The organism is Paenibacillus sp. PK1-4R, from assembly GCF_030369595.1.
Lineage (GTDB): Bacteria > Bacillota > Bacilli > Paenibacillales > Paenibacillaceae > Paenibacillus.
In genome coordinates this window covers 5749966-5767549 of sequence record NZ_CP126535.1, presented here as the reverse complement: position 1 = coordinate 5767549, position 17584 = coordinate 5749966, and the positions used below count along the sequence as shown (strand labels likewise).

At 47.1% G+C, this 17584-nt stretch carries 18 protein-coding genes, 1 pseudogene and 1 riboswitch; of the genes and pseudogenes, 15 read left to right on the top strand and 4 right to left on the bottom strand.

The features are described 5' to 3' along the window. The first annotated feature begins 8 nt into the window (after positions 1–8). From QNO02_RS25060 to QNO02_RS25050, 3 genes are read left to right on the top strand one after another with little or no spacing between them, the layout of a single operon-like run. The gene (locus QNO02_RS25060; RefSeq protein WP_289390339.1) at positions 9–830 is read left to right on the top strand and encodes a metal ABC transporter ATP-binding protein; all 822 of its coding nucleotides are present in this window, start codon (positions 9–11) and stop codon (positions 828–830) included. Between the two features lie 3 nt (positions 831–833). Next, positions 834–1793, top strand: a complete 960-nt coding sequence (locus QNO02_RS25055; protein ID WP_091037906.1) for a metal ABC transporter permease — start codon at positions 834–836, stop codon at positions 1791–1793. Further along, entirely contained in the window at positions 1793–2665 is an 873-nt protein-coding gene (locus QNO02_RS25050) for a metal ABC transporter permease (protein WP_047841304.1), read from the top strand. Before QNO02_RS25055 ends, QNO02_RS25050 begins: the two co-directional genes overlap by 1 nt. A gap of 150 nt (positions 2666–2815) precedes the next feature. Here the strand turns inward: QNO02_RS25050 and QNO02_RS25045 are convergent, their stop codons facing one another. Next, positions 2816–3949, bottom strand: coding sequence for an SMP-30/gluconolactonase/LRE family protein (locus QNO02_RS25045; RefSeq protein ID WP_289390338.1), 1134 nt, complete (start codon positions 3947–3949; stop codon positions 2816–2818). Positions 3950–4404: 455 nt separating this feature from the next. Here QNO02_RS25045 and QNO02_RS25040 point away from each other — a divergent pair, with 455 nt between their 5' ends. The 5 genes from QNO02_RS25040 to QNO02_RS25020 all read left to right on the top strand — a co-directional run bounded on the left by QNO02_RS25040 (position 4405) and on the right by QNO02_RS25020 (position 8425). After that, a complete protein-coding gene (locus QNO02_RS25040; protein WP_289390337.1) occupies positions 4405–4851 on the top strand; it encodes a TetR/AcrR family transcriptional regulator in 447 nt (148 codons plus the stop codon). Further along, the gene (locus QNO02_RS25035; protein WP_289390336.1) at positions 4836–5099 is read left to right on the top strand and encodes a hypothetical protein; all 264 of its coding nucleotides are present in this window, start codon (positions 4836–4838) and stop codon (positions 5097–5099) included. Before QNO02_RS25040 ends, QNO02_RS25035 begins: the two co-directional genes overlap by 16 nt. 391 nt (positions 5100–5490) lie before the next feature. After that, positions 5491–6240: a Cof-type HAD-IIB family hydrolase gene (locus tag QNO02_RS25030; RefSeq protein ID WP_133387441.1), complete on the top strand. Its 750-nt coding sequence runs from the start codon at positions 5491–5493 to the stop codon at positions 6238–6240. Positions 6241–6243: 3 nt separating this feature from the next. Beyond that, positions 6244–6735: a DUF456 domain-containing protein gene (locus QNO02_RS25025; protein WP_036673315.1), complete on the top strand. Its 492-nt coding sequence runs from the start codon at positions 6244–6246 to the stop codon at positions 6733–6735. A 61-nt stretch (positions 6736–6796) separates the two neighbouring features. After that, complete coding sequence (locus tag QNO02_RS25020; RefSeq protein WP_289390335.1) at positions 6797–8425, top strand: putative polysaccharide biosynthesis protein; 1629 nt, start codon at positions 6797–6799, stop codon at positions 8423–8425. A gap of 200 nt (positions 8426–8625) precedes the next feature. Here the strand turns inward: QNO02_RS25020 and QNO02_RS25015 are convergent, their stop codons facing one another. Further along, the gene (locus tag QNO02_RS25015; protein ID WP_289390334.1) at positions 8626–9912 is read right to left on the bottom strand and encodes a DUF2515 family protein; all 1287 of its coding nucleotides are present in this window, start codon (positions 9910–9912) and stop codon (positions 8626–8628) included. Positions 9913–10054: 142 nt separating this feature from the next. Between QNO02_RS25015 and QNO02_RS25010 the strand changes: the two genes are divergently transcribed. From QNO02_RS25010 to QNO02_RS24985, 6 genes are all read left to right on the top strand, one after another. After that, entirely contained in the window at positions 10055–10399 is a 345-nt protein-coding gene (locus QNO02_RS25010) for a thioredoxin family protein (protein ID WP_017692403.1), read from the top strand. 379 nt (positions 10400–10778) lie between these two features. Next, a complete protein-coding gene (locus tag QNO02_RS25005; protein WP_091037900.1) occupies positions 10779–11717 on the top strand; it encodes a COX15/CtaA family protein in 939 nt (312 codons plus the stop codon). Between the two features lie 195 nt (positions 11718–11912). Next, entirely contained in the window at positions 11913–12629 is a 717-nt protein-coding gene (locus tag QNO02_RS25000; RefSeq protein WP_289390333.1) for a Cthe_2314 family HEPN domain-containing protein, read from the top strand. 129 nt (positions 12630–12758) lie between these two features. Then, positions 12759–12899, top strand: a riboswitch (SAM riboswitch). A gap of 126 nt (positions 12900–13025) precedes the next feature. Then, positions 13026–14060 (top strand): methionine ABC transporter ATP-binding protein, encoded by a 1035-nt coding sequence (locus tag QNO02_RS24995; protein ID WP_289390332.1) that lies wholly within the window; start codon positions 13026–13028, stop codon positions 14058–14060. Continuing rightward, positions 14061–14720 (top strand): methionine ABC transporter permease, encoded by a 660-nt coding sequence (locus tag QNO02_RS24990; protein WP_047841298.1) that lies wholly within the window; start codon positions 14061–14063, stop codon positions 14718–14720. It abuts the gene before it with no gap. 74 nt (positions 14721–14794) lie between these two features. Next, on the top strand, positions 14795–15634 hold the full coding sequence (locus QNO02_RS24985; protein ID WP_289390331.1) for a MetQ/NlpA family ABC transporter substrate-binding protein: 840 nt from the start codon (positions 14795–14797) through the stop codon (positions 15632–15634). Between the two features lie 299 nt (positions 15635–15933). Here QNO02_RS24985 and QNO02_RS30375 read toward each other — a convergent pair. After that, positions 15934–16113 (bottom strand): annotated as a pseudogene (locus QNO02_RS30375) (DUF2167 domain-containing protein); the annotation flags it as partial. A gap of 232 nt (positions 16114–16345) precedes the next feature. Here QNO02_RS30375 and QNO02_RS24980 point away from each other — a divergent pair. Continuing rightward, complete coding sequence (locus QNO02_RS24980) at positions 16346–17125, top strand: SDR family oxidoreductase (protein WP_289390330.1); 780 nt, start codon at positions 16346–16348, stop codon at positions 17123–17125. 138 nt (positions 17126–17263) lie between these two features. On the opposite strand, the gene QNO02_RS24975 is transcribed toward QNO02_RS24980, so the two are convergent. Further along, on the bottom strand, positions 17264–17509 hold the full coding sequence (locus tag QNO02_RS24975; protein WP_053783253.1) for a NifU family protein: 246 nt from the start codon (positions 17507–17509) through the stop codon (positions 17264–17266). Positions 17510–17584 lie beyond the last annotated feature (75 nt).

Genomic DNA, 17584 nt, shown 5'->3' with positions numbered 1-17584 from the left:
AGAGGATTATGGAAGATATAACTTTATTGGAACAAACTCCTACGAAACTTAATAATAGTCACTTGCAGGGAACGCAGCCAACATCAGCTCCTCTTAGTGTGAGGGATCTGGCTGTTGCGTATCACAAAAAGCCGGTGCTTAGCAGCGTATCCTTCGATATTCCGGAAGGACAGCTAATCGGTATTCTTGGCCCAAATGGCGCAGGGAAATCAACACTGATCAAAGCCGTTCTGGGACTGGTACCGAAGATGCATGGAGAGGTTCGGATCTTCGGACAATCGTACAGGGAACAACGTCGCCGCATCGGTTATGTGCCCCAACGGGAATCGGTGGACTGGGATTTCCCTACGCATGCGCTTGATGTGGTGATGATGGGACGGTATGGTCATTTGGGCTGGTTCCGTCGTCCGGGGAAAAAGGAGCGGGACCTGGCGGCACACTGCCTGGAGCAAGTCGGCATGGGCGATTACATGTACCGCCAGATCAGTCAGCTGTCCGGTGGACAGCAGCAGCGTGTCTTTCTGGCGCGGGCACTTGTACAAGACGCAGATCTGTATTTCATGGATGAGCCATTTGCAGGTGTCGATGCCACCACAGAGAAAGCGATCATTTCGCTTATGGAACAGTTGAAGAAACAAGGCAAGACGGTACTGGTTGTTCACCATGATCTGGCGACAGTCGAGGAATATTTCGACCATGTGCTGCTGCTCAATGGACGACTGGTGGCAGGTGGGCCGACAAGTGAAGTATTTGTACCGGATACACTGCAAGAGACGTACGGAGGCCGGATTGCGATGATCGGAAGCCGGACGGAGAAAGGCCAGGTGTAGTGCATGTGGAACTGGATCGTTGCCATCTTATCTGACCCGAATACACGTTGGATATTGCTTGGCTGTCTGTTGTTGGGATTCAGTAGCGGAATTATTGGCTCCTTCACCTTTCTTCGTAAACAGAGCCTGATGGGGGACACCCTTGCTCATGCTGCTCTGCCTGGGATCTGTATCGCATTTATGTTGACGGAAACGAAGTCGGTCGGATTATTCCTGTTCGGTGCTCTGGTGGCTGGCATTGTCGCTACCTTCGGAATCTCGTGGATTACGCGCTACTCCCGAATCAAGCAGGATGCGGCGATGGGAATTGTGCTGACCGTATTTTTCGGGATTGGTGTAGTTATGCTGACGCGCATCCAGCATGGGGCGAGCGGAAGCCAAAGCGGACTCGATAAATATTTGTTTGGGCAGGCGGCATCCATGGTCATGACGGATGTGTATGTCATGGGAGGCGTATGTCTCGTATTACTGATTGCCTGTCTGGCCTGGTTCAAGGAATTTAAACTGGTGAGTTTTGACCCGGGATTTGCACGTGGTATGGGACTGCCAGTTGCGATGTTGGAGCAGCTCATCCTGCTCTTAACGGTAATCGCGGTGGTGGCCGGAATACAAGCCGTTGGTGTCGTGCTTGTTGCGGCCTTGCTGGTAACCCCAGCAGCAGCAGCACGTTGCTGGACCGACTCACTCGCACTGATGGTGGTGTTGGCAGGCATATTTGGTGCATTGAGCGGGGCAACAGGAACCATCTTCAGCACGCTTGTACCTAATCTGCCGACAGGGCCTGTAACCGTTCTTGCGGCTACGGTGTTGTTTGCCGGATCAGCCTTACTAGCTCCGCGTCGTGGATTATTAGCTCGACGGTTGCGCAGTATTCAGGCAAAATCCGCGTATATGCGTGAAGAGCGGGCAACACTTCAGACTCTTGCCACACAGCGAAATCAGCAGGAACGGGGGGAGATGTAATGGCAACGTTTTGGATTATTTTGACGGCCGTATTGGTATCTTCTGCCTGCGCCATCCTCGGTTGTTTTCTGATTCTGCGGCGAATGGCTCTGGTCGGTGATGCGATCAGCCATGCAGTTCTCCCCGGTATTGCGATTGCTTTCCTGTGGAGCGGTTCCAGAGATTCGTTATGGATGCTACTTGGTGCAACGGTGTTTGGACTACTGACGGTGTTCTTCATACAGAGTTTGCAGGCCGGTGGACTGTCGTCTGATGCCTCGATCGGAATTGTGTTCACAGCACTCTTTGCAGTAGGGGTCATTCTGATTAGTCTGAACGCCCAGCATATTGATCTGGATCTGGACTGTGTTTTGTTCGGTGAGATCGCTTATGTACAGTGGGATACGCTAACCCTTGGAGGTACGGATGTCGGGCCGAGGGCGGTCTGGATGCTGGGTATCACTTTGCTAGTCATCCTCGTCGTCATTGGGCTGTTCTACAAACAGTTCAAGCTATGTGCCTTCGATCCGGCGCTGGCTGCGGCCTGCGGCATTCCAGTAGTGCTGTTCCACTATCTGCTCATGGGACTCGTTTCCATGACATCCGTAGCTTCATTTGAAAGTGTTGGTTCGATTCTCGTTGTGGGCATGCTGATTGTACCTGCGGCGACGGCTTACCTGCTCACAGATCGTCTAGGCAAAATGATTCTGTACGCCGTCCTGATCGGAGCAGCATCTTCGGTTGGAGGTTACATCATGGCATACGCACTGGATGCTTCCATTGCGGGCTGCATGGTGGCCGTTGCTGGGATTTTGTTTGTTCTCGCACTGCTGCTGTCACCGAAACACGGCATCGTATTCCGTTACGCTCGTCGCAAATTCGCGGCACGTTAATTCATAGAGATTGTCAGCTGCCTGCTTTGCAGGCGGTTTTTTTTGATTGGACTGGTAAAAGAAGAAAATTCAATAGCAGCCCCTCCTGCTGGAGTGAGCTGCTATTGGGATGCCTAAAGGGTGTCTATGAGGTAGATGAATAAACAATCCTTACGGTTTCAAAAGCACCCGATGAACCCCTTGGCTTCCTCCTGGTGCGGTTCCGAGATATAAATATTTCCCTTGGCTTACGGCCGTGGTAATGCCATACAATGTTCCTTCAGGATCATGCCAGCTATTCACAAGTTCTCCTTCTGGTCCATATTCTGCGACAAGTCCGTGTTTCACCGGGGCACTGGCTCCATTTAACAAGGACTGTGGAACTTTGGACATTGTTGCCGCTAACCAAGGATGACTATGCATGTAATCGGCAAAAGGCAGACGGGTTGTGAACACCCCTACCCAGAAGTGTCCCTGAGCGTCACGTGTGATATTGTCCGGAAACCCAGCCAGATTCTCTGCAAAAATATCAGAGGTACCTTGTTTGGGCCCCTTCAGCCAGTACCGGGTCAACTGATAATGATATGATTCGGCTACAAGCACGAAATCTTCTTCGGCAGACAATACGACCCCATTGGCAAAATATAAATCCTCAAGCAGAACGGTCGTCTGCTTGGTCACCGGATCATATTTCAATAATCGTCCATGCGGTTTATTCTCTGCAATTTCTTTGAACATGACTTTGCCATAGTTAGAGGTATCGGAGAAATAAATCGTTCCGTCTTGCGCAATGTCCAGTTCGTTCGCTAGGTAGATCGGCCCCCCATCTACTTCAGTGGTTAGTACTTCGATGTTTCCGTTCGGGTCAATGGACAGGAGCCCTTTCTGAATATCCGCCACAATCAAATTTCCGGCAGCATCAAATTTCAGGCCGTTAGGTGTTCCGTGGGTATCAGCGAATACCTCTGCTGGCTGTGCCTTGTCCTCGGCGTCAAAGGTTACTCTGTAGATTTTGCCGTCGGAGTCACCCGCATACAGCCGCCCTTCTTTATCAAAAGTGATAAATTCCGGGAACTTCGCGCGGTCAGTAACCAATTCAGCGGAGCTAAGTTTGTTGTTCTCTTTCCAGGGACCCTCCTTCTCAAAAGAAGGAGCAGCAGGTGCAGACCAAACAGCGGGTTCTACCGGGGCGGGCATTAGCAGGAATACAACGATTCCCAGCACAATTACCCCTAGCAGGGTCAGGCTCCATCTACGAATTTGTTGGCCAGTGGATCGTTTGCGTTGTTTTTGTTCTGTTGACATATTAATCCTCCTAATAGTGTTTCTGTTGTCCTTTGTCATAGTGTGCAGTTAACTGCCACTACATGTTCTGGCGTGTCCTTCGCACCGACAGAGGCGTTCTCCCCCTGTACCACTCACGTTGAGAGAGTTATCTCCGTCGAGCTGGCACAGAAAGAGAAATTGCACGCCACGGTTACGATTCTTCCACCCAAAGAGCATCAATTATAATACGTTGTTTTTTTAAAGAAACAATGTTACCTTAACTCCAAAAAAATAATGAAAATTTAAAAAAATGAGCATGAGACCATTTTCGGTAACGCTGTTTCTTATAAGAATCATAGTAACCAAAAGAAAACGATTGTGTCAAATTCTTTTTTATCATAATGACCTTCATTGACAACTTTTCTGCAAATGGTTAGAATGCCTGTATTTAGAAGTTGGAAACTTTGTTTCCGGTCAGAAACGTGATAACTAAAATGAAGGTGATCCTTATCAGTAACGAAGACAAGCCCTCACCATCCAAGGGGCGGGCATTAAAAACATATCAGCAAGCTCGACTGCAAAACACGGAAAATCTCCGTAAGCTTGTGGTTGATGCGGCTGCAGCCATTTTGCAGGAAGAAGGGCCTGAGGCTGTTACTGTACGCAGAGTATCGCAAAAGATGGGCTGCTCCACCAAGATCATTTATAGTTTCTTTGTCAATAAAGAGGGTCTGGCCCAGCAGTTGTATCTGGAGGGCTGCAAATTGCTCGCCAAGCGTTTGGAAGAAGTGCCGCCGTCCTCTGACTTCTTGCAGTATTTAATGGATTTGGGGGAAGCCTTCTGGCAGTTTGCGCAGGATTATACCAGCTACTATAAGCTGATGTTCGGGGGGCTTTTGCCGAGTTCAAGCCGGATGCAGAAAGTATGCAGGGAACGATGACTGCCATATACCGCTTGCTGATTCTAATTAGCACTGCCCAGAAGCAAGGACAGATTTCGGGCCAGAAAGTGACCGAAACTCTTGTCAGTACTATATGGGCATCGCTGCACGGTGTAATCCACCTGCATATGGGCGGGTTCCTTGGTGATGTAAAAGCAGCCCATAACGTATATAAACAAACCATGAATTTGATGTCCCAATCCTTGTTTGCGGTATTAAAGCCAGACAGAGGAGCGGACAGGGGATAATGGATTAAATCTTGGCTACGGGTTAGGCTGGGAAAACAGGCAGAGTGAAAAAGGTTAAGCTAAAAGCGATGCATCCTGTAGCAGGTGGATCGTTTTTTTATTTAGGAAACTATACATTACATAAAATGTAATAACTTCGAAGTGTAATCCTGAGCGGGTTATTTTGTTGCATACAGATGATCTGTGGTAAAATGTCGTTAGCTGTGACGTCCGGAGCGTCCGTTTTTACAGATGCCGGGCGATCTTGTTGTGAGAGAATGTTTATAATTAGATAAAGAGAACCTTTAAGTTGAACTGGAGATACATTGTGGAACGGGGAGGGCTCGCTTAGTGCCTGAATGGATATCCATGAGTTCAACTTGGAGAGAGACAACCTAGGAGGAACTACTGTATGAGTGAACTGAAATACAAATTGCTTGCATTGGATATGGATGGAACATTACTTAACGATAATCATGAAATTACACAGGAGACCGCCAAGTGGATTCAAATTGCCATTCGTCGGGGTGTGCATGTGTGCCTTTCCACGGGAAGAGCCGTATTCCACGCAATGCCTTATGCGGTCCAGCTTGGACTGGAGACACCAATGGTTACCGTTAACGGTAGTGAGGTCTGGAAAGCCCCGCATGATCTGCATATGCGACATCTGATGGACCCGGCATTAATTCGCAAAATGCAGGAAATTGGTGAGAAATATAACAGCTGGTACTGGGCATACTCCGTGGAAGAGCTGTTCAATCGTGACCGTTGGACGGACAATATTGAAGGTCTGGAATGGCTGAAATTCGGCTTCAATACCGAAGTGGATGAAGTTCGTCACCAGATCATGATGGAACTGCAACAAATGGGTGGTCTGCAAATGACGAATTCATCACCCGTTAATATTGAGATCAACCCTGCTGGGGTATCCAAAGCAAGTGGTGTAGCGGAAGTCTGCAAGCTGCTGGGCATAGAGATGACCGAAGTTGTTGCTGTCGGAGACAGTTTGAATGATCTGGCTGTCATTGAGGCGGTAGGTCTTGGTGTAGCGATGGGTAATGCGCAAGAGCAGGTGAAGGAAGCGGCTGATCTGATCGTAGCGAGTAACAATGAAGACGGCATCGTCGAAGTGATCCGTGAACATATTTTGAAGGGGGAGTAACCTTTGCTCGCAACCATTGCCTGGATTTTAATTGTACTGCTGTTTGCAGTGGGGATGGCTGGAACGGTATATCCCATACTGCCTGGTGCTGTAGCGATTTTCTTCGCGTTTCTGGTCTACGGCTGGTTCTTCAGCTTTGATCCGTTTGGTGTGTGGTTCTGGATCATTCAGATTCTGATTGTTGTTGTGTTGTTTGTGGCTGATTATGTCGTCAGTGCATGGGGCGTGAAGAAGTTCGGTGGCTCCAAGTTATCAACAACGCTGAGTACCATTGGTGTTATCATTGGGCCATTTGTCATTCCGGCATTTGGACTGGTGCTGGGACCATTTATCGGTGCTTTTATCGGGGAACTGATCGGAGGGTCTTCACCTTCCAAAGCGTCGAAAGTTGGATTTGGTTCCGTTGTGGGGTTATTTACGAGTACTGTGATGAAAATTATTTTGCAAATCGTCATGATTGTTCTCTTTATTATCTGGGTGGTAAGATTCGCCTAAACGTTCAGGATTAGCTTCAACGGGATGCACGTCCGGTGTGGAGGAAAGAAGGGGAATTCGTTTGTCTAAGAAAGAAACATTCATTAGGGGTACGCTCATACTGGCGGCCGCTGCGCTGATCGCGAGAGTACTGGGATTGGTTCAACGGGTGCCGCTGGAGCATATCCTCGGAGATGTTGGTAACGCATCGTTTACGATCTCCAATACGGTATATTTAATGCTGTTAACTGTAGCAACGGCGGGCATACCGAGTACTCTGAGTAAAATGGTATCGGAACGCTATGCGCTCGGACGCGCGGGTGAAGCCCAACAGATCTACCGTGCAGCCCTGATCTTTGCGGCTGTCGCCGGGGTAGTCATGTCTGCTTTATTGTGGTTTGCTGCACCTTATTATGCCACGTATGTCTCCAAAGTACCGGCATCGGTCAGCGCCATTCGCGCCTTGGCTCCAGCCTTGCTGCTGTTCCCTGCCATTGCGATGATGCGTGGATATTTCCAGGGACGCGGCAACATGACAGCAGGTGGTATTTCACAGATTGTGGAACAGTTCGCCCGTGTAGGTACAGCCATTATCGTGGCTTATGTCATGCTGCAATGGAATTATGATGACCAAACGATTGCTGCGGGTGCCTCATTTGGCGGGGTATTAGGAAGTGTGGGTGCCTTTGGTGTCATGCTGTACTTCACCTTGAAGCTGCGTCGTAGCGACCGTGCGGCCCAATTGAATTACGAACGTGCAGAACAGTTACCGATGCGAGGTATCTACAGTGATATCTTCAAGCTGTCTATTCCAATTGTGCTGTCCTCACTTGCGGTTCCAGCCATTAACTTCATCGATTCATCCCTTGTGGTACCACTGCTTAGTGGTCAGATCGGACTCGAAGAAGCGACTGGCGTACTTGCGATCCTTGGTGCGAAGGCCCAAAGTATTGCGGGTATTCCTCCGATTCTGGCTATCGCTTTGAGTCAATCGTTGGTGCCTGTCATATCGGCAGCATTTGCCCGCAAGGATGAAGCGCATCTGAAGAGTCAGGTTACACTTGCGTTGCGCATTTCGATTCTGACAGGTATGCCGATTGTCATTGCACTTTGTGCGGCAGCATATTCGGTTAACGGATTGCTGTTTACCAACCTGGATGGAACACCGATCATTGCCTTGCTGACATTCGGTACCATTTTCCAGATTACGATGATGACCACCAACTCCATTTTGCTTGGGGTAGGTAAACCGCGGATTACGATGGTCAGTGTGGCAGCGGGTGTTGTAGTCAAGCTGATTGCAAGTCTGATCCTCGCGCCGATGTTTGGCATATACGGCATCATTATTGCAACGGCCCTTTGTTTCCTGGTTATCACATACCTGAATCTGCGGGTCCTTCGCAAAATCGTTGATTTCTCCATCATGGGAGATCGTTGGAAAGGGTTTATCGTTACGGTGCTGCTTGCAGCAGGTGTAGGATTTGCAACGAACTGGATTGGGAATACGATCTTTGGACTGTTCCTGCCAGCACGTGTATCCTTCCTGTTTACCTGCCTTGTGGTTGGTGTGCTTGTTGTGGTGGTGTATCTGGTTCTCATGGTTGTGCTGCGTGTACTGCGCAAGGACGAGCTGGGCAGTTACCCCCGTATTCTGCAAAAAATTCTTCGTCCACTTATGCGTTTTCAACGTGGAGCTGGGCAAAGAGGTTAAGAATGCAAGGAGCATCATTCAAGCTCCAATATTTTGTGAAAATAGGATACAAGCTCTGTCTGCTGTTAAGCGGACAGGGCTTTTTGTTTAGCTAAGGCGAGCTGAGCGACTGAACTCGACATTAGCCCAGCAAGCGAGGATTAGCGGTACATCGGGGTATCATATCATCCGTCTTTGTCTGCTCTATATGATTTTTAGCATTAGTGTGTGATGGCTTTAGCATCATGAGCCAGTGCTGTTTTCAGCATGCCATACCGGTGTTCGTGACTCATCTCAAACAGCCATGGCCGACGTGGTGCCGTCAGATAACCGAGACTATCCCGAGTCTGAAGCCAGTCATGTCTGGTGATCGGTTCATAAGGCGTGTCCCCCCATACGGAAAGCAGTTCCGGACTATATAATCGTTGCCCTTCTGGAAGCCATTCCTCATCCAGTAACGCCTGAGCGTATAATGTATGATCACCCGCCTCGTCTTCACGATTGGTAAACAGCCCAGGCCAATATTCGGCACGCGAGCCACGATGGGGAACCAAACGTGCGAACTCCAACACTTGTGAGTGTACTTGCTCCACGCCAAACAACAGGGCATATAGCCCTTTGCCAAACATGATTCGCTCATCCAGCTTGCCAAAATGTTCAATGACGCGTCCTGCGAGTCCTGCTCCCCGTCCAAGAGGAAAGACGATATGATTCAGACCCGCCAGATTATGCAGATGGAATGCGGGTTTGGAAAGTACCTCTTTTTGAAAATAAGGATGCTGCACCACCCGGCTCTCGATATAGTTCTGCTCATTAATAATTAATGCCACACTAAGCAGTGAACTGCACCGTTCCAGCCAAAAGCGTTCCCAAAATGGCGTCATAAACGCCGATACGTGAAAGTGCGACAAAAGATGGAAACAGCTTCGTCCGATCCGGCGACTGTTCATATACAGCAGAAGCTGGGGATAGGCATCCTGGAAAATGAGTGCATTACACCGCTCCAGCAGCCGGTACATATGCTCGCGATCGCTCTGATTCTGTAGATTATGCATCAAGTCACTCTGAAGATCTGTCATGTGATATCCACCGTTGCGAGACACCATATGGGCCAGCAGTGCCCAATGCAGTTCGGGATATTGCTCATAACATTCCAGATAGGCTGCCGTGCGGGTGATATTACTCCGATTGTGCTCCTGGGTCAGTGTCTTAATCTCTTCCAGAATGATGCAATCTTCTTCGCAGACGAGTGCACTTTGAACCTGGTCCGTGCGTGCAAAAGACTTGCCGCTGGCAGGTAACAAACGCTCCACCTCAGACTGTAAGGCAGCTGCCGTATCTGTATCCCACTCGATGTCACGTAATGGGTGACGAAGCTGTGCTGAAGCTTGCCATGCAGCCTGTTTGCCACGCCAGATTTCCCGGGCAGCACCCGGAATGGAACGGACAATCTGCAGGAGGGACCCGTGATGTTGTTCGCTGGAAGAATCGGTTCTGGTGGAAGTCATGATGTGACATCCTTTCATGAGGTTCTGGGTTTAAATTCACAGACCATGTGGTTTATTCTAAGTATGCGCTGATTATTTGACTTCCACTCGCCAATTTGCTTCACTTAGGGTAAGACAAGGTACAGAAAGGGAGATGAACCGAATGGAACAGATTACTTCCAAACCGGCTTTTGATGTAGCCATCCAATCCCCACGTTTGACGATTGCCGTATTCAAGGCAGACTGGTGTGGTGACTGCAAATACATCGATCCGTTTATGCCTGAGGTTGAAGAGAAATATGCACGTGAACTGACTTTAATTGAGGTCGACGTGGATCAGGTTGGAACCGTTAGTGAAGAGCAGAATATTCTTGGCATTCCGAGCTTTGTGGCGTATACAGATGGCCGCGAACTCGTACGGTATGTGAACAAGCTGCGCAAGTCGAGAGAAGAGATTGAGCAGTTCCTGGATCGCGCAGTCGAAGTGTACAACACGATCCATAAATAATGTTATATAAGTTCAACTAATGAATATTTACACAGACACACAGACACTGTCTCCGTTATTGTGTAATGTTTCATTGAACTTATATAAAAGTATGACAGGTTCATGTTGTAAAAGGGTATACTAAAAGAACGCCATTTCTCTTGAAATAGGGAAATGGCGTTTGTATGTTCGGCATGTTCTATGCAAGAGACGTTTCTGTACATAACTCCAATGACCTGTGGGTCATTATTTCACCAGACGTTAACATTTTGTCACAAAGCGCGACGTCAATGAACATTTTATCCGGTATAATGAATTTAGTTGTGAAATAAGTGTCAAAGTACCGAAACAAGCGGAGAATATTCTTCGCCATCTTAAACCAACAGCGGGTGAGAAAAAATTGAAACACTTAACTTTGTTTAAATGGTTAACCGTATTAACCTGTCTTGTCATGTTTCTGGCCACTTTTGGTGGAGGCATCGTAACCAAAACGGAATCTGGCCTTGGCTGCGGAACGGAATGGCCTTTATGTAACGGAAAACTCGTTCCGGCGCATACTGTGGCTTCACTTATTGAATATTCCCATCGCGCTGTAAGTGCACTGGCTGGACTGTTGTCCATTGCCTCGTTTGTTGCTTTTCTGCGGTTTGGCAAGTCACGCCGTGACCTGCAATTGTTTTCTTTCTTAACTCTGGTATTTGTTATCGTCCAGGGAATCATGGGGGCTTTTGCCGTTGTCTTCTCCCAATCTTCAGCAGTCATGGCACTGCATTTTGGCTTTGCACTGATTGCTTTTGCCAGTTCTCTAATGATGGCGCTGGGCATCAGGCAAGAGGCAAAAGATGGCGGATTGGAGCGACTGAATAAATACCCTCGGGTTAGTAAAAAATTCAGGAATCTGGTCTGGTTCTCCACCATTTACACATATCTCGTGGTATACACGGGTGCATTTGTGAGTCACACGGATTCTGCCGGCGGATGTTCCGGATTTCCGCTCTGTAACGGGCAGATTATTCCTGAGCTTTCGGGTGGGGTAGCGGTTGCTTTTGCTCACCGTGCAGCAGCTGCGTCGCTCGTGATTGTTATTGCAATCCTGGGTCACTTCGCTTACCGTAATCATCCGGACAATAAGGAAATGCGTACTCTGGGTGTGGTATCCGTTGTTCTTATTCTGATGCAAGTAGTCATTGGTATTTTCATGATGGTGACAATGAACCGTCCGGAAGTATACATGTTCGTAGCTCTTGCTCATATGCTGGATATCGCCATATTGTTCGGAGTCTTAACGTATATGAGTTTCCTGGTGTACAAGCTGTATCGCCCGGTTAATCGTTTCTAAGATATAGATTCACTTTTTCAAAGGTACTTGGGCTAAATATGAAAGTCCACCATCCAGTGATGTACATCATTGGACAGGTGGACTTTGTTTGATGTCAGGGGGATCAGGGCAACCTATGGCAAGCAGCAATTACACGGATTGGATGATGTGTTAAGGTGATGAATTCTTGTTGATTTGGAAAAGAGGAGGTTAGATATGCTGCGAACGTTGTTGGGGGAAAAGCCACGTATAAACGAAGGTAAATTGAAGGCAGCGATGGACGCAATGGCGCATACGCTTGAGCTATTTCAACGACAAATGCATGTGGACCATGATCCCACGCATGACTATCGGAAGCTGTATGTGTGGACTCAGGGACTCATCTCCTCACTGGATGAACTGGAGCAAAGCTGTTTCGCTGCTGCTCATTTTCGCAAAAAGGTCGTTGCAGGTTCAACGGATGATATGACGCCGACTGAAAAAGCCGAGTATGCTCGGTATGTGTATTTCTACAAAGATGGCTTTATCCGCTGCTTTGCCATTCTGGATAAAGTCGGCACCGTCTTAAATGAAATATTCCAACTGAATACGTCAAATACCAAAGCGCATTTTTCCTATTTTACTGTGTTGAGGCAGTTCGATTATGTGAGGGAGCATCATGATCTTGCGTTGCGATTGATTCAGATCAAGGACTCTTATCGTGAGCCGATGAGCAAGCTGCGCAAACGTCGTAATATGGAAATTCACTACATGAACTCCGAAATGCACGATGACCTGTGGCAGTTACACCAGACATTACAAGGTAAAGTGAAGTTGGAGGATCTGAATCAGCATGTGCAGGAAATGCGTCAAGGCGTCGATATGGTCTGTGAAACGTTAACAGCCTCTTATAGTTATATCAATAATATATGGAAAAGAAATAATTCCCTTTGACAAATCGGAATACTTGGAATATACTGAGTTTCAATCGAATGTTACACGGATAGAACTGATATTTCGGAAGTTACGTTCACATTATAAAGCATAAACTACATGAACTTATAAAATCCTACAACAACATATTTCTTATCGAGAGCGGCGGAGGGACAGGCCCGATGAAGCCCGGCAACCGATTTGTAACGACATGATCTTGTATCATTCGTTATAGATGTTAGGTGCTAATTCCTACAAAATGGTGCAAGACACGATTTTGGCAGATGAGAAGGTATATTCTTTCACGTGAAGAGCCCTCTTTGTATCTGCAAAGGGCTCTTTTTTTGTACTTTAAGGGGAGTTTTCCTTTAGATCGGGTAAAGATACATGTAGGTGGTTGGAAAGGGGCAAGTGCGATTGATTGAATTAAAAGGTTTAACGAAAACATACGGCAAAGGGGCAAAATCTACAACAGCGTTATCCGAGCTGAATTTGAGCATCCAAAAGGGCGAAATCTACGGAGTGATTGGCCATTCTGGAGCGGGCAAAAGTACATTGATTCGCTGTATTAATTTGCTGGAGCGCCCTACGGAGGGTGAAGTATGGGTTGACGGGATCAACCTGACTGAACTGAGCAAAACCGAATTGCAGCAACAGAGACGCAAGATCGGGATGATTTTCCAACACTTTAATTTGTTATCCTCGGCAACGGTATATGACAATGTAGCTTTTCCACTAAAACTTGTGAATACACCCAAAGATGCCATTGATCGCAAAGTGAAGGAAATGCTCGCACTGGTTGGTCTGGAACACCATAGCAGCAAATATCCGGCTCAATTATCGGGTGGACAGAAACAACGTGTCGGGATTGCGAGAGCACTTGCAAGTGACCCAAATGTACTTCTCTGTGATGAGGCTACTTCGGCACTTGATCCGCAGACGACAAATTCAATCCTGAAGTTACTGCTCGACATTAATGAAAAGTACAACCTTACAATTGTGCTGATCACACATGAGATGCATGTCATTCAGAACATCTGTGACAAGGTAGCTGTCATTCATCAAGGTGGCATTGTGGAACAAGGACCTGTAACAGAAGTGTTCCTGAAGCCGCAGCACGCGATTACGCGGGACTTCATGATGCGTGACCATGAAGCTGGACTTGCCCTAGAGGAGACGGCTCTGGCGAATGCAAGCATTGAATTGCAGGCAGGTGTTGCTTCCAAACTTGTGAAGATATCTTTTCTGGGTAACAAAACGTATGAAGCGATTTTGTCCAGGACGGTACGTAAGACGGATGTGGATTTTGCCATCCTGCAGGGTACAATCTCTACGATTAAACAGGTGCCTTATGGACAGCTGACCGTTCGGTTCGAGGGTGATTCAATTGCGATTGATCGGACGATATCAGAATTGACCGCAGAGGGACTTGATGTGGAGGTGCTTCGTTAGATGGATTTTTCAACCGTACGTTGGGAAGAGGTTGGTAAAGCTTCCATAGAGACACTGCAAATTCTGGGTGTATCAGGCTTGTTTACCGTTATCTTTGGTTTACCACTCGGAGTTCTGCTGTTTATGACAGCCCGATCTGCTTCGATCAAGTCACGGACGGTGTACATTATATTGTCCTTGATTGTAAATATTTTGCGATCAGTTCCATTTATCATTTTGATTGTTGCTCTTATCCCATTCACTCGTTCACTCGTCGGTACAGCTACAGGTGTGTTAGGTGTTATACCACCTTTAGTTATTTCAGCAGCTCCTTACTTTGCTCGATTGGTGGAGACGACGTTGCGAGAAGTTGACCGGGGTGTAATTGAGGCGGCGCAGTCGATGGGTGCATCAACCGGACAGATTGTAAGACGGGTATTACTGCCTGAGGCGTTACCTGGTTTGGTTGCCGGGATAACCATTACCATCGTTACACTCGTCTCTTATACGGCAATGGCGGGCATGGTTGGTGGTGGAGGTCTAGGAACGCTAGCAATCAACTATGGGTATTATCGTTATCAAAATGAAATCATGATCATATCCGTAGTGTCGATGATTATTCTAGTGCAAATTCTCCAGATGGCCGGAGATCGTTTGGTTACATTTTTCACCAGGAAATAACACATAGATAACATGATGGCTATGCATTCGTGCGGACGCCACATGAAAAAATGATTAGAGAAGGGGTTTTACACATGAAAAAATGGTCTTTCGCTCTACTTAGCCTTATGTTGATTGCAGTTCTCGCAGCTTGCGGAAACAACAAGGACGCCGATAGCGGCGCAGACAATTCAGCAGGTGCACCACGTACAGTTGAATTGAAAGTTGGAGCTTCACCTACACCACACGCAGAGATTCTGGAAAGCATCAAGCCTGAACTGGAAGCACAAGGTATTCGTTTGCAAGTCGTTACGTTTAATGACTATGTACAACCCAACCAGCAACTTGCTGACGAAAAATTGGATGCAAACTTCTTCCAGCATCAGCCTTATCTGGACACAGAGAATAAAGAACGTGGATTCAACCTCGTTGCTGTAACACCTGTTCATGTTGAACCTTTTGGTGGATACTCCAAAAAGATTAAGTCTTTGGATGAATTGGCTGACGGCGCAAAAGTAGCAATTCCAAATGACCCATCCAATGGTGGACGTGCTCTGTTGTTGCTCGCGAAAGAAGGCATCATTACGCTGAAAGACAACACAAATATCACATCTACGATTCAAGATATCACAGCAAATCCGAAGAACCTGGATATCATCGAGCTGGATGCAGCCATGATGCCTCGTCAATTGGATGAAGCGGATCTGGTATTCATCAACGCCAACTATGCGCTTGAAGCGAACCTGAATCCGGCAAATGATGCTTTGCTGATCGAAGATCTGCAAGGTAACCCATATGCTAACATTCTCGTTTCCCGTGAGGATAATAAAGATGCAGATGCAATCAAGAAACTGGCTGCTGCACTGCATTCCGAAGAAGTTAAAACATTTATCAAAGAACGTTATAAAGGTGCAGTTGAACCTGCAACTGAATAATTCACGATATGTATGACATGATGTGAAGCTATATAAAATAAGCCGTATATCTCTCCAGAAGAGATATACGGCTTATTTTATGTTTCCTGAGTCTGTGCTGATGTGGGGATCAACATAAGTCAGAGTTTTTCCGTTTTATCAGCGCTATAGTGATGTCCAGATTGACGGTAGTAGGACAATTCATTTTGATCAGCATACTGCTGTTCATTTGCTTCTTGCAGATACATGCTCTCGGAAGGAGAGAGTTTTTCTTCTTCTCCATTTGAGCTTTTGATTTTGTATCTGATCCAACCGATTAGTCAGAGAACGACAACCAGGATCAAGGCCCATCCTTTTTTGAGCAAAAGAAAAGCACTGAATTTCTGGGAAGCCGTGTACCCGATCCCGCCCATCAGAAGGCTGTTGAGCCCTATGGTGGATGTTTTGTCAGTCGAAGCATTGTACTCCTTGTAGGTATATCCTGCATTGATGCTAAGTTGATTAAGGACAGTGCACTCAAATTTTGATCGTCATCATGGATATGACCTGTCTTCACGTACTCAAACACAACATACCACGAGCCGAATTCACTATTGCTGGTTAGGCTTCCGATTTGAATCAAGATATATCTGGAATTAAAGGTGGATAACCCCTTGTGGATAAGCAAGTTGTAGGAGGACGATAAATCTTTTATACTGGATAGTGACTGCTCTTTGAAGAGGGGGGATGAACGTGAAGGGAAAGATTGCCCTCATAACGGGAAGTGCCAAAGGTCTTGGTAAAATGACGGCCCTCAGTCTGGCAGATCAAGGGTGTCATATTGCCCTCAACTATGTACACAGCAGAACAGAAGCTGAGGCTTTAAAGGCTCAGATTATAGCCAAGGGTGTACGGTGCATTGCCATCCAGGCTGATATATCCAAGATGGAAGATATCTCTTCATTGGTTGAGCAGGTGGAAGGCAACCTGGGCAGCATTGATATTTTGGTGAATAACGCAGGTCCATTTGTCCGTGAACGACGATTATTTGCGGATTATTCTGAAGCTGAGGTCCAGATGCTTGTGCAGGGAAATCTGTTGGGACCGATGTTGCTGGATCAGCGTGTATTGCCAGAGATGAGACGCAAGCAATGGGGACGCATTATCCATTTTGGCTTCAGTCATGCTGGAGAAGCGAGATCTTGGCCTCATCGCGCCGTATATGCGGCTGCCAAGGTGGGTCTGGTATCTTTTACAAAGACACTCGCGGTTGAAGAAGCCCCGTATGGAATTACGGTTAACATGGTATGTCCAGGTGACATTCGTGGTGCGAACAAAGAGAAAACGATTGATGAAATGTCAGGCATCACCGACGAGGAAACGCCAAGAGGGCGACCCGGTAGCGGTGAAGATATTGCACGAGTCATTACGTATCTGTGCCTTGATCATTCCGATTTTATAACAGGCAACATTATGGATGTATCTGGAGGACTTGATCCGATTCGTCCAACCATACAGCGCGAGGATACTTAAAAGGTGAATTGAAGGATTGTACGTGGAAACGGGTCAAAGGGACAGATGAAATGGACTCTCTGCATATGCACACAAAAAAAGAGCCCTCCGCTTCATGCGAAGCGAAAGGCTCTTGAGGTTTATTTCGTGAAGGATTGATTAGAATACTTGTACGACTTCTTGTACACCCTCAACTTCTTCGAGAAGGGCACGTTCAATCCCGGCTTTTAAGGTAATGGTGGAGCTTGGGCAACTGCCGCAGGCACCGACCAGTTTCAGCTTAATGATGCCGTCCTCCACGTCGACCAGTTCCACGTCACCGCCATCGCGCTGCAGGAACGGACGAAGTTTATCAAGCACATCAGATACCTCATCATACATGGTGCTTTGTGCGTTTTCGCTCATATTGTTCAACTCCTTTCCTTCCTATATTATATTACAAATGGCCACAAATTAAAATGGTCAAACAAAGCAGGTGAA